This is a genomic window from Telluria beijingensis (genome assembly GCF_030770395.1).
In the GTDB taxonomy this organism is placed as follows: Bacteria; Pseudomonadota; Gammaproteobacteria; order Burkholderiales; family Burkholderiaceae_D; genus Telluria; species Telluria beijingensis.
Genome location: NZ_CP132480.1, coordinates 2,300,195 through 2,313,018 on the forward strand (window position 1 = coordinate 2,300,195; position 12,824 = coordinate 2,313,018).

11 protein-coding genes are annotated in these 12,824 nt (G+C 68.8%); 4 read left to right on the forward strand and 7 right to left on the reverse strand.

What is annotated here, in order from left to right:
• The first annotated feature begins 105 nt into the window (after positions 1-105).
• Genes Q9246_RS10225 through Q9246_RS10235 form a run of 3 tightly spaced genes read left to right on the forward strand, consistent with a single transcriptional unit; the run spans position 106 to position 4,882 of the window.
• Entirely contained in the window at positions 106-1,713 is a 1,608-nt protein-coding gene (locus Q9246_RS10225) for an FAD-binding oxidoreductase (protein ID WP_306397445.1), read from the forward strand.
• Positions 1,710-3,305, forward strand: coding sequence for a glycerol-3-phosphate dehydrogenase/oxidase (locus tag Q9246_RS10230; protein WP_306397446.1), 1,596 nt, complete (start codon positions 1,710-1,712; stop codon positions 3,303-3,305). The genes Q9246_RS10225 and Q9246_RS10230 overlap by 4 nt, the downstream gene beginning before the upstream one ends.
• Positions 3,269-4,882: an FGGY-family carbohydrate kinase gene (locus tag Q9246_RS10235; RefSeq protein WP_306397447.1), complete on the forward strand. Its 1,614-nt coding sequence runs from the start codon at positions 3,269-3,271 to the stop codon at positions 4,880-4,882. Before Q9246_RS10230 ends, Q9246_RS10235 begins: the two co-directional genes overlap by 37 nt.
• 52 nt (positions 4,883-4,934) lie before the next feature.
• Here the strand turns inward: Q9246_RS10235 and Q9246_RS10240 are convergent, their stop codons facing one another.
• From Q9246_RS10240 to Q9246_RS10270, 7 genes are all read right to left on the reverse strand, one after another.
• Positions 4,935-5,636 carry a hypothetical protein gene (locus tag Q9246_RS10240; RefSeq protein WP_306397448.1) on the reverse strand — a complete coding sequence of 234 codons (702 nt, stop codon included), beginning with the start codon at positions 5,634-5,636 and terminating at the stop codon, positions 4,935-4,937.
• A gap of 223 nt (positions 5,637-5,859) precedes the next feature.
• The gene (locus Q9246_RS10245) at positions 5,860-6,255 is read right to left on the reverse strand and encodes a GFA family protein (protein ID WP_306397449.1); all 396 of its coding nucleotides are present in this window, start codon (positions 6,253-6,255) and stop codon (positions 5,860-5,862) included.
• Positions 6,252-6,770, reverse strand: coding sequence for a hypothetical protein (locus tag Q9246_RS10250; protein ID WP_306397450.1), 519 nt, complete (start codon positions 6,768-6,770; stop codon positions 6,252-6,254). The genes Q9246_RS10245 and Q9246_RS10250 overlap by 4 nt, the downstream gene beginning before the upstream one ends.
• A gap of 39 nt (positions 6,771-6,809) precedes the next feature.
• Positions 6,810-8,168, reverse strand: coding sequence for a diguanylate cyclase domain-containing protein (locus Q9246_RS10255; protein ID WP_306397451.1), 1,359 nt, complete (start codon positions 8,166-8,168; stop codon positions 6,810-6,812).
• Between the two features lie 199 nt (positions 8,169-8,367).
• Complete coding sequence (locus Q9246_RS10260) at positions 8,368-9,561, reverse strand: aminotransferase-like domain-containing protein (RefSeq protein WP_306397452.1); 1,194 nt, start codon at positions 9,559-9,561, stop codon at positions 8,368-8,370.
• A gap of 260 nt (positions 9,562-9,821) precedes the next feature.
• Positions 9,822-10,283 (reverse strand): RidA family protein, encoded by a 462-nt coding sequence (locus Q9246_RS10265; protein ID WP_306397453.1) that lies wholly within the window; start codon positions 10,281-10,283, stop codon positions 9,822-9,824.
• A gap of 82 nt (positions 10,284-10,365) precedes the next feature.
• On the reverse strand, positions 10,366-11,292 hold the full coding sequence (locus Q9246_RS10270; RefSeq protein WP_306397454.1) for a DMT family transporter: 927 nt from the start codon (positions 11,290-11,292) through the stop codon (positions 10,366-10,368).
• Positions 11,293-11,401: 109 nt separating this feature from the next.
• On the opposite strand from Q9246_RS10270, the gene Q9246_RS10275 reads away from it, so the two are divergent.
• A complete protein-coding gene (locus Q9246_RS10275; protein WP_306397455.1) occupies positions 11,402-12,808 on the forward strand; it encodes an aminotransferase-like domain-containing protein in 1,407 nt (468 codons plus the stop codon).
• Positions 12,809-12,824: the final 16 nt, after the last annotated feature.

The window sequence follows — 12,824 nt, forward strand, 5'->3', positions numbered from 1 at the left end:
GAGCAAGGCTGTGTCATGAAAGCGCAATACGGTTGGGGAAGGCCGCTCTAATGTGATACCCGAGCTGGCAAAAAGAACAACTTATAGTATAAGGCAAAGTCATTGATGCGGCGTTGGAACGGTTGGGGTGACGAGTCGATTGCGGTGCAGCTCGAGGGAGAGGCGCGCGCCTTCCTCGGAGCACGGCTGGGCCGGGGCACGGCCCCGCAGGACGCTACGTTCGAACAGGCCTGCGCCGGCCTGCCGCCCGGCCGCCTGCCGGCCCATCCGCTGGTCGACGCCAGCCCCGCCGTCCGCGCCCGCCACGCCCTGGGCCAGAGCCTGCCCGACTGGCTGCGCCTGCGCCACGGGCGGCTCGGCAATGTGCCCGACGGCGTCGCCTTTCCCGAATCGGGCGCCCAGGTGCGCGAGCTGCTGGCCTTCGCCGCCCGCCACGATGCGGTGGTGATTCCCTACGGCGGCGGCACCAGCGTGGCCGGCCACCTCGACGTGGGCCACAGTTCCAACGGCGGGCTGCGTTCATCCCTGAGCATCGACATGGGCCGCATGCGCGCCATGATCTCGCTCGACCGCGAAGCGCAACTGGCCTGCTTCGGCGCCGGCGTGTCCGGTCCCGACCTCGAAGCCCAGCTGCGCGCCCACGGCTATACGCTGGGCCACTATCCGCAATCGTTCGAATACTCCACGCTGGGCGGCTGGATCGCCACCCGCTCGTCGGGGCAGCAGTCGCTGCGCTACGGCCGCATCGAGCAGCTGTTCGCAGGCGGGCGCATCGAGTCGCCGTCGGGCACCCTCGACATCCCGACCTTCCCGGCCTCGAGCAGCGGCATCGACCTGCGCGAAATGGTGCTCGGCTCCGAAGGCCGGCTGGGCGTGCTGACCCACGCCGCCGTGCGCATCAGCCGCCTGCCCCAGTTCGAGGCTTTCCACGCGCTGTTCTTCCCCGACTGGGAGCATGCGGTGCGCGCGGTGCGCGGCCTGGCCCAGGCGCGCCTGGGACTGTCGATGCTGCGCCTGTCGAACGCCAGCGAGACGCGCACCATGCTGGCGCTGGCCGGCCACGGGCGCCAGGTGGGACTGCTGGAGCGCTACCTGGGCTGGCGCGGCTGCGGCCAGGACAAATGCATGCTGCTGGTGGGCGCCAGCGGGGCCAAGGGCCAGGCGCGCGAGGCGCTGCGCGCGGCGCTGGCGCTGGCGCGGCGCCAGCGCGGCGTGCACGTCGGCCGCGCCCTGGGCGAACGCTGGCGCCGCAACCGCTTCCGCAGCGTCTACCTGCGCAACGCGGCCTGGGAACTGGGCTATGCGATCGACACGGTGGAAACCGCGCTCGACTGGCCCCACGTCACCCAGGCGGTGGGCGCGATCGAGCAGGCGGCGGCCGCCGCGCTCGAGGCGTTCGGGGAGCGCGTGCATGCCTACACCCATTTGTCGCACCTGTACCCGCAGGGGGCCAGCGTGTACACCACCTTCGTCTACCGGCTGGCGGGCGACTACCAGGCCGACCTGGTGCGCTGGCGCCAGCTGAAGGACCGGGTCTCCAGCGCGATCGTCGGCTGCGGCGGCACCATCAGCCACCAGCACGGCATCGGCGTCGACCACGCGCCGTGGCTGGCGGCGGAGAAGGGGGAGCTGGGCCTGGCGGCGATGGGCGCGCTGTTCCGCCACTTCGATCCCGAAGGCCGCATGAATCCCGGCAAGCTGGTGACGCCATGAATACGGCCACCGCCATGGGCAAGCCCAATGCCTTCCCGCCCGGCCGCGACTGGGACTTGCTGGTGATCGGCGGCGGCATCACCGGCGCCGGCATCCTGCTCGAGGCGGCGCGGCGCGGCCTCAAGACCCTGCTGGTCGAACAGAAGGACTTCGCCTGGGGCACCTCGAGCCGTTCGTCGAAGCTGGTGCATGGCGGCCTGCGCTACCTGGCCAGCGGCAGCCTGCGCCTGACGCGCGACGCGGTGCGCGAACGCGAGGCCCTGCTGCGCGCCGCGCCCGGCCTGGTCGAGCCGCAAGGCTTCGCCTTCGCCGACCACGGCACCGACATCAAGCGCCGCCTGGGTTTCCTGGCCATGCTGCGCGTCTACGACATGCTGGCCGGGCGCCGCGAGCCGCACTGGGAACGCCCGGAATCGTTCCGCATGCTGGCGCCGAATATAGGAGAAACCGATCTCGCCGGCGGCATCCGCTACACCGACGCCAAGACCGACGACGCGCGCCTGGTGCTGCGCGTGCTGGACGAAGCGCGCGCCCACGGCGCCGTGGCCTGCAACTACGTGACCGTGCAGGCGCTGGTGCGCGACGGCGGCAAGGTGCATGGCGCCATGCTGCGCGACGAACGCAGCAAGGCCGAGACGGCGGTGCGGGCGCGGGTGGTGGTCAACGCCACCGGCGCCTGGTCCGACCTGCTGGGCGGCGCGGCCGGCGGCAGCGCGCCGGACCGCGCGCCGCGCCTGCGTCCGCTGCGCGGCAGCCACCTGGTGCTGCCGGCCTGGCGCCTGCCACTGGCGCAGGCGGTCAGCCTGCTGCACCCGGCCGACGGCCGCCCGGTGTTCGCCTTCCCGTGGGAGGGCGTGACCCTGGTCGGCACCACCGACGTCGACCACGCCGAAGGCCTGAATTCGGAAGCCCGCATCACGCGTCCCGAATTCGACTACCTGATGGCGGCGCTGCACGCCCAGTTCCCGCAGCTCGACCTGGTCGACGCCGACGTGGTCGCCACCTTCGCCGGCGTGCGGCCGGTGATCGACGGCGGCCTGCACGGCGCGCCGTCGTCCGAGAAGCGCGACCACTTCGTGTGGTCCGAACCGGGCCTGGTCTCGGTCGCCGGCGGCAAATTGACGACCTTCCGCTCGATCGCCCTCGACGTGCTGCGCCACGTGTCGCAGCAACTGCCCGGCTGGCAGCTGCGCGCGGAGCGTGGGCCGGTGTTCGCGCGGGTATCGGTGCCGGCGCGCCACGACCTGCCGCCCGGCGTGCTGCGGCGCCTGGCCGGCCGGCATGGAGCGCAAGCCAAGCCGCTGCTGCTGGCGGCGCGCGTGGGCGAGCTGGAATGCATCCCCGGCACCCAGACGCTATGGGCCGAGCTGCGCTGGGCCGCGAGATCGGAGCAGGTCTACCAGCTCGACGACCTGCTGCTGCGCCGCACCCGGCTCGGCATCCAGCTGCCCAACGGCGGGCTCGGTCAGATGGCGCGCATCCGCGCCATCTGCCAGCCGGAACTCGGCTGGCCTGACGCCCACTGGGAGGCGCAGGAGCGGCGCTACCTGGCTGAATGGCGCAAGCAGTACGGCATTCCGCCGGCCGCCTGACCGTGCAGGCTCCGCTGCTGCTGGCCATCGACAACGGCACCCAGAGCGTGCGCGCGCTGCTGTTCGACCTGCGTGGCGAACTGGTGGCCAGGTCGCAGGTGGCGCTCGATGGCTATCGCTCGCCGCAGCCGGGCTGGCACGAGCACGACGTCGACGCCTACTGGGAGGCGCTGTGCCAGGCCTGCCGGCTGTTGTGGACCTTGCCCGGCGCCGAGCGCGCGCGGGTGGCCGGCGTCGCCGTCACCACCCAGCGCGGCACGGTGGTCAACCTCGACCGCGATGGCCGCCCGCTGCGGCCGGCGATGACCTGGCTCGACCAGCGCCATACCGACGAGAACGAGGTGCCCCAGGTCGGTCCGTTGTGGCGCGCCGCGTTCCGCGTGGCGGGCGTGGCCGCCACCATGCGGCACCTGGTGGGCGAGGCCGAGATCAACTGGATCCGCGCCAACCAGCCGGACGTCTGGCGGGCGACCGACAAGTTCCTGCTGCTGTCGGGTTACCTGAACTGGCGCCTGGGAGGCCGCTTCGTCGATTCGAGCGGCTCGCAGGTGGCATATATTCCCTTCGACTACCGGCGCCGGCGCTGGGCCGGGCCGCGCGCCTGGCAATGGCAGGCGCTGGCGGTCACGCCGTCGATGCTGCCCGAGCTGGCGCCGCCCGGCGCGCGCCTTGGCGCCGTCACCGCGCAGGCGGCATCCGAGACTGGCATCCCGGAAGGCGTGCCGCTGCTGGCGGCGGCCGCCGACAAGGCCTGCGAAGTGATCGGCGCCGGCTGTTGCGAGCCGCATGTGGCATGCCTGAGCTACGGCACCACCGCCACCATCAACGTCACCTCGCGCCGCTACGTCGAGGCCGTGCGCTTCGTGCCGCCGTATCCGAGCGCACTGCCGGACGCCTGGAGCATCGAGCAGCAGGTGTACCGCGGCTACTGGATGGTCAACTGGTTCAAGGAGCAGTTCGGCCACCATGAACAATCGCGCGCGCTGCTCGAGGACGTGGCGCCGGAACGGCTGTTCGACGACCTGGCCAGCAGCGTGCCGCCGGGCGCGATGGGCCTGATGCTGCAGCCCTACTGGACGCCGGGCATCCGCCTGCCGGGCCGCGAGGCCAAGGGCGCCATCGTCGGCTTCGGCGACGTGCATACCCGTGCCCACGTGTACCGCGCGATCCTGGAAGGGCTGGCGTATGCGCTGCGCGAAGGGAAGGAGCGCATCGAGCGCCGCGGCGGGGTGCGCATCACCGAGCTGCGCGTCTCTGGCGGCGGCTCGCAGAGCGATGCGGCGATGCAGCTGACGGCCGATATCTTCGGGCTGCCGACGGCGCGGCCGCATGTGTACGAGACCTCGGGACTGGGGGCGGCGATCGACGCCGCCGTGGGGCTGGGCTTGTATCCGGATTTTCCCGCTGCAATCGCGGGCATGACGCGGGTGGGGCGGGTGTTCGAACCGATCGCGGCCAACCGGGCGATCTATGAACGCCTGTACAAGCAGGTCTATCTGGCGATGTACCGCAGGATGCAGCCGCTGTACCGCGATATCGCCCGCATCACTGGCTACCCGCAGGGAGCTTCACGCTGAATAGCACGTATGGAGACTGCGGCCGGCCCTGCCAGCCGCAGGCACGATGGATTCAGGCCAGCATGCGTCGCGCCGACAGGGCCGCCAGGTGATTATCCCTGGCCATTACCGGATCATCCTTCATCGCTGCGAGAACCTTCTGTGCTTCTTCGAGCGCCTGCAGGATGTTTTTTTCGTCCTCGGGCTTCTTGGCCAGCCGTGCGGCCGCGCGGTACATCGAAACGAGTTCGGTCGCGTGCACGTCGCCAGGATCGATATAGCTCTTGACGCAGACGTAGGCGATGGGGGTCTGGCTTTTCTCGGTGATGCCACCTGCAGCCACGCCGTAGGACCAGAATGCGACGTCGATGCGCTTGAGGATGTCGTCTTCCGCGATGGCGGCGAAACTTTGCTGGTAAGTCTCTTGTCCGGCGCCGGAGCCGAGCAGGGCGGTCAGCGCGGTACTGACGATGCCCGCCACCGCCTTCTTGCTGCCATCGGACGATCCCGCGCAGAAGCCGTCGACGATGTTGTCGAGCGCCCGGCCGATATTGTCCGCATCGTCGGAGGCGGTGACGTGGGTGCCAGATTTCGACTGGTCCTGGTGGGTGATCCGGAATTTGCTGTCATCGTCCAGCTCTTTCCTGATCTGCTCATTAAGTTCGCCGAGCTTCAAGGTAGCGAGCTTGTCCAGCAGGTCCAGGGTGGTCTTGATCTGTTCGAATTTCTCGTTCTTCGGATCGTTTGTCTCGATCGCCTGCTTGATTGATGCCATGAAATGTCTCCTCGAAAGAACTCTATGGTGGACTTGCCCTCAACGCGCCGGCCTCATGCTATAACGCAAAAAAAGGCGCAAAAGACGCGCTTTGTCACAAGCACCTTGGACATTGCGCTGGATCAAAGTTGTGGTTTGGCCGCGAGTGGTTTGGCCGCGAGTAGTGTGTCCGATGTATCGCGATATCGTGCGCATCGCTGCTTCTCCGCGCCGACGTGAGCCTTCAGGGGATATGCTCGGCGCCCGGCGGTGGCACCACCCAGGCGTGCATGCGCGATTCATACACCGACACGGTCGGCGCCGGAAAGCCGGGATCGGCGAAGGCGCCGATGGGGATGGCGATGGTGTCCTCGGCGCCTTCGGTCTGGAAATACACCGTGGCGCCGCAGGTCGGGCAGAAATGGAAGTTGGCGCGCGACCCTTCGTCACCCACCAGCGAATACGTGCTCGATCGGCCGGACAGCGTCACCTGTCCGGTCTGGAACCGGGCCTGGGCGCTGAAGACGCTGCCGCTGCGGCGCTGGCAGGCAAGGCAGTGGCAGATCGAGATGCGCAGCGGTTCGCCGCTGGCCTGCGCCGCCAGCTGGCCGCAGCTGCATGTGGCGGTTCGGATCGTCATTCGTCCGCCTCGTTACCGCATGCGGAGCGGTCCAGGAATTTTTCCGTCACGGCGGTGACGACGCCTTCGCTGACGGTCAATTCCTGTTCCAGCGCCAGGACCGGGCGTCCGCCGAATGCGCGACAGGGCAGGCCGACGCGTGTCTTGAAGGTGCCGGACAACCATCTGGCCAATGCCGGCTGCTCGAGCTCGGGGTAGATCTCGGCCAGGGGGATCTCGCGGCTGCAAGTCTCGAAGCCGGTGAGCCACAGCTTTCCGTCCCGGTGCGCGAATACCCCGACCGGCCCGCCCATCGCCGTGCACTGGCGCCCCTCTTGCACTTTCAGTTCCAGCAGGCGCGCGGAGTCGGGCACCGGCATCCAGCAGCATTCGGACGGGAAGATGAAGCCCTCGTTCGAACCCAGGATGAACCTGTCGACCAGCGGTTGCGTCGCCGACGCCGGCATGGCTGGCGCCATGCAGGGCAGGACCAGTAGCAGATACTGGAGAAGGCGGCGCGCGCGGAGCTGGTTCATGGTCGACGATTCCTCGAAAGGCATGGCGCTGGCTGGCGCCTAGTTGAGCAGGCCACCGCGCACCGGTTCCCACGCCGCGCCGGCCTGCATCGCCACCACCTGGTTGCGCCCGCGCGCCTTGGCCTCGTACATCGCGCGGTCGGCCGAGACGAAGAACGAGCGGATGTCGTCGAACAGGGTCGGCACGATGCAGGCGACGCCCACGCTGACCGTGACCACGCCCGGTCCCTCGGCGCGCGGGTTCGGGATGGCGAGGCGCTCGACGTGGGCGCGGATCGCTTCGCCCAGCCGCGCCGCCGCCGGGGCCGCGGTATCGGCCAGCAGCACCACGAATTCCTCGCCGCCATAGCGCGCGGCGAGGTCGGTCGGGCGCATCGCGTGCGATTGCAGCGCTTCGGCGATCGTCTGCAGGCACGCGTCGCCGGCAGCGTGGCCCAGGCTGTCGTTGTAGTTCTTGAAGTGGTCGACGTCGAGCACGATCAGCGACAGCGGCTGGCTGCTGCGGATCGCGCGCTGCCATTCCTTGTCCAGGAAGACGTCGAAGTGGCGGCGGTTTGCGATGCGGGTCAGCGGATCGACCAGGGCCGCGCGCTGCAGCGCCGTCTCGGATTGCTTGTGGTGGGTGATGTCGTGCAGCAGGGCGACGAACAGCGCTTCGCCGCCCGCCATCGGCGACAGGCCCAGGTCCATCGCGCGCATGGTGCCGTCCGACTGGCGCACCAGCACTTCACGCGTGCCGCGGCAGCGCTCGGCCACTTCCAGGTCGCCCGGGTCGGCGAAATAGTCGGCGTAGTCGCTGGCCGCCGGCGGCTCGATCAGGTCGGCCAGCGCCTCGCCTTCCAGGATTTCCTTGGGCTGCGACAGAAAGCGCTCGCAGGCCGGGTTGGCATACACCACGCGGCCTTCGCGGTCGACCAGCATCAGGCCCTCGTCCATGCCGTCGACGATCATCTGCAGGCGCTCGGCCTGCTGCTTCTGGCTTTCGCTGCTGCTGCGCAGGCGTAGCTGGGCGCGCACGCGGGCGCAGACCTCGGCCATGCGCACCGGCTTGGCGATGTAGTCGGCGGCGCCGGTGTCGAAGCCGGCCACGATGTCCTCGGTCTCGCCGCAGGCACTGACGAAGATGACGGGGATGTGGGCGGTGTCGGGCTGGCGCTTCAGGCGGCGGCAGATCTCCAGGCCGTCGAGGTCGGGCAGGATCACGTCGAGCAGGATCAGGTCGGGCTGGACCCGGGTGGCGATATCGAGCGCGCGCTTGCCGGAATTGGCAACGAAGGTCTGGTAGCCCTGCTGGCGCATGATGTCCTGCAGCAGCCCGAGGCTGTCGGGAGCATCGTCGACGATCAGGATCGCGGATTGGCGCGCCGGTGCGGCGAGCGCTAGGGCAGGATGCATCATCGGTGTCGGGTAGACCTCATCAGTGACGAGAAATGATACTCTTTACATGGACGTTTGGAACAATTAACGTTGCCTAAAATCCACGACCCGATGTAATTGTTGCACTGTCGCAACTGACCCGACATGGTCTCGCCGAAGATACCGGTATCGGCTGACAATCGATACAAAAAAAAGGCCGCGAATCGCGGCCTTTTCGGTGTTACAGCATGCCGGCGATCAGCTTGCCGAGGATGGCGATGCCTTCGCGGATGCGTTCCGGCGGCACGGTCACGAAGGACAGGCGCAGGGTGTTGGTGGCCGGGTCGTTGGCATAGAACGGGGCGCCGGGCACGAAGGCCACGCGCGCGGCCAGCGACTGCTCCAGCAGTTTCATGGCGTCGATCTGCTGCGGCAGGGTGACCCAGATGAACATGCCGCCCTCCGGTTTGGTCCAGCTCACGCCGGCCGGGAAGTGTTCCTGCATCGCATCCAGCATCACCTGGCACTGGTCGCCGTACAGCTGGCGGATGGTCGGGATGTGCTGGTCCAGGAAGCCGTCCTTGACCACTTCGTGCACCACCATCTGGGTCAGCTGGGCGGTGTGCAGGTCGGCCGCCTGCTTGGCCAGCTCGAGGCGGCGCACCAGCGGCAGCGGGGCGCAGACATAGCCCAGGCGGATGCCCGGGGTCAGCACCTTCGAGAACGAGCCCATGTAGATGACGCCGTCCGGGTTCATCGCCACCATCTTCGGGCTCGGCGCGCCTTTGTAGCTCAGCGAGCCGTAGGGATCGTCCTCGATCAGCGGCACGCCGAGGCGGGCGCAGGTTTCCACCAGTTCCTGGCGGCGTTCCACCGACAGCGAGCGGCCGGTCGGGTTCTGGAAGTTCGGCAGCGCGTACAGCATGCGCGCGCCTTGCGCGATGCCTTCGAGCGAGGACGGCACCAGGCCGTGTTCGTCGGTGTCGACCGACTTGAATTCGGGACGGTAGACCGAGAACGCCTGCAGCGCGCCCAGGTAGCTCGGGGTTTCGACCAGCACGCGGCTGCCTTCGTCGATCAGCACCTTGCCCAGCAGGTCGAGCGCCTGCTGCGAGCCCGAGGTCATGAGGATCTGTTCCGGCAGGATGGTCGAGCCTTCGGTGGACAGCGAACCGGCAATCCATTCGCGCAGCGGGGCATAGCCATCAGTCGGGCCGTACTGCAGCGCCACCTTGCCGTTGTCGGTCAGCACCTTGTCATAAGCCGCTTTCATGCGCTCGACCGGGAAGGTGGCCGGCGACGGCAGGCCGCCCGCGAACGAGATGATCTCCGGACGCTGGGTGATCTTCAGGATTTCGCGGATGAAGGAGCTTTGCAGCTGCTGGGCGCGTTCCGAGAACTGCCACTGGATGGGATTGGGGTTTTCGATTTTCATACTCGTCTCACAGGAAGGTGCACGGTCTTGCCGGGCCATTATATAAAACTCGCCGGGTAGGCGGCTTCACGTCGGCGAATGGCGCCGGGTCAGCGCCACCCGCGTTACAACAGTAATTGATTTGCCGACAAATTAATGCCGGTTGTTGCGACGTAATCGCCCGCTTTATGCCACTTCCACGATCATTTCGATCTCGACGCAGGTGCCGCGCGGCAGCGCCGCNCAAATTAATGCCGGTTGTTGCGACGTAATCGCCCGCTTTATGCCACTTCCACGATCATTTCGATCTCGACGCAGGTGCCGCGCGGCAGCGCCGCGACGCCGAAAGCCGAACGGGCGTGCTTGCCGGCGTCGCCGAACACCTCGCCGATCAGTTCCGAGGCGCCATTGGTGACCAGGTGCTGCTCGTTGTAGTCCGGGGTCGAGGCGACCAGGCTCATCACCTTGACGATGCGCTTGACGCGGTTCAGGTCGCCGCCGACGGCTTCCTGCAGGGTGCCGATCAGGTCGATCGCGACCGAGCGCGCGGCGGCCTGGCCATCGGCGGTGGTCTTGTCGCGGCCCAGGATGCCGGCGTTGATGCTGCCATCCTTGTTCTTGGCGATATGGCCCGAGATGAACACGAGGTTGCCGGTCTGGACGTACATGACGTAGGCCGCGGCCGGGGTGCCCGGCGCTTCCAGGGTGATGTTCAGTTCCTTCAGTTTGTCGTAGACGGACATGGTGTTCTCCAATTTTGCGTTGAGTAAAGGCGGTATTGTACGTCGAGCCGGCGCCATGCACAGCGGCGCATGGGCTTGACATTCAGCCCGGCCGGCGCCGCACCTGCAGCCGGCGCCCGGCGAACACGACGCCGATCACCGCCAGCGCGAACAAGACATTGTGCAGGGTCAGTGCCTCGCCCAGCAGCACGGCCGCGCCAACCAGGCTCATGAAGGGCTGCAGCAGCTGCACCTGGCCCACCCGGGCGATGCCGCCCAGGGCCAGGCCGCGGTACCAGAAGAAAAAGCCGATGAACATCGAAAACACCGTCACATAGCCCAGTCCGATCCAGGCCGCGGCGCCAACGCCGGCCAGGGCGCCGGCGCCGTTGGCCAGGCGCCAGCCCAGCAGCAGCGGCGCCAGAAGCGGGGCCGCCAGCAACAGCGCCCAGCAGATCGTCTCGGGGCCGCCCAGCGTGCGCGCCAGCTTGCCGCCTTCGGCGTAGCCGACCGCGCCGGCGGCGACCGCGCCGAACATCATGAGGTCGGCCGCATGCAGCGCGCCGCCGCCCTGGGACAAGGCGAAGGCCACCACCAGGCCCGCGCCGAGCACCGCCATCAGCCAGAAGGCGGGCGAGGGCCGTTCGTCGCCGCGCAGCGCGGTGTACAGCGCCGTCGCCAGCGGCAGCAGGCCGGCCAGCACCGCGCCGTGCGCGGCCGGCACGTGGCGCATCGCCATCGAACTGAGCAGGGGAAAGCCGACCACCACGCCCAGCATCACCAGCGCCAGCGGCAGCAGCGCGGCGCGCGGCGGCAGCGGCGCGCGGCGCCAGGCCAGCCACAGCCCGGCCAGCGCGGCCGCGCCCAGGGCCCGGGCCAGCACCACGAATTCCACGTCGAGCGCCAGGACCGCCAGCCGGGTGAACGGCATGGTCAGGCTGAACATCGCCACGCCCGCCAGGCCGAGCAGCATGCCGCGCGTCTCGTCGTGGGCGGTGGCGGTGGAAACGGGCGGGGAGAGGGCGCTCATCGGGTACTTTCAAGGCTTGCGGTGACAGGGTGATGGGTCTATCCTAGCGTTAAGGACCAGTACAGTCCCAGTACACTTCATCCGATAATTTGCCCACTGTGGTGGTGAAATGACCGATACACCCGCCTTCACGCTGGCGCGCGACGCCGGCGAGCCGCTGTCCGACCAGATCGTGCGCGCGGTGGCGGCGCGCGTCGACGAGCGCCTGCTGCGGCCCGGCGCGCGCATGCCCTCGATCCGCCGTTTCGCCGCCAGCCACGGCGTCTCGCCGTTCACCGTGGTGGCCAGCTACGACCGGCTGGTGGCGCAGGGCTACCTGGAATCGCGCCGCGGCGCCGGCTTCTTCGTGCGCGAACGCCAGCCGGCGCCGGCGCGCGCCGTCTCGATGGCGCCGCCATCCCCGGCGCCGGCCGAGCTCGACATCGCCTGGCTGGTGCGCAGCATGTTCCGCCAGGCGCCGCTCGGGCTGGCGCCGGGCTCCGGCGTGCTGCCGGCCGACTGGCTCGACGGTGCGGCGGTCGGCAACGCCTTGCGCGCGCTCAGCCGCCAGAACTGCGATGGCCTGCTCAACTACGGCTCGCCGCACGGCTTCCTGCTGCTCCGCCAGCAATTGCAGCGCAAGCTGGCCGAACTCGAGATCGACGCCGCGCCCGAGCAATTGGTGACCACGCTCGGCACCACCCAGGGGCTGGACCTGGTGGCGCGCGCGTTCTGCCAGCCGGGCGACACGGTGCTGGTCGACGATCCGGCCTGGTTCCTGATGTTCGGTTCGTTCGCGGCGATGGGATTGAAGGTGGTCGGCGTGCCGCGCCTGGCCGATGGTCCCGACCTGGGAGAGCTCGAGCGCCTGGCGGCCCTGCACAAGCCGCGCCTGTTCGTCATCAACTCGGTGCTGCACAATCCCAGCTCGACCTCGATCTCGGCGGCCAAGGCCTTCCAGGTGCTGCGCCTGGCCGAGCAGCATGACTTTTTGGTGGTCGAGGACGACGTGTACTGCGACCTGCATGCGGGCGGCGCCACCCGCCTGGCGGCGCTGGACGGCCTGCGGCGCGTGATCTACCTGAGCGGGTTTTCGAAATCGATGGCGGCCAACCTGCGGGTCGGCTACATCGCCACCTCGCGCGAGCGAGCCGCGCTGCTGGCCGACCGCAAGATGCTGGCCACGCTCAGCACCAGCGATATCGGCGAGCGCGTGGTCTATAAAATCCTGGCCGAGGGCCACCACCGCAAGCACCTCGACCGCATCCGCGGCCGCCTCGATGCCGTGCGGCCGGGCGCGCTGCGCCGGCTCGAGGCGCTCGGGATGCGGGTCGATCCGGCGCCGGCGGCCGGCATGTTCCTGTGGGTCGATGCCGGTCTCGACACCAATGCGCTGACGGCGCGCGCCATGCAGCAAGACCTGCTGCTGGCGCCGGGCAGCCTGTTCTCGCCCAGCCATCAACCGTCGACGCGCATGCGCCTGAACCTGGCGGCGCTGCAGGACCCAAGCGTGTGGCGCTTCCTGGAGATGCGCTGAGCGGCCGGCCCCACAG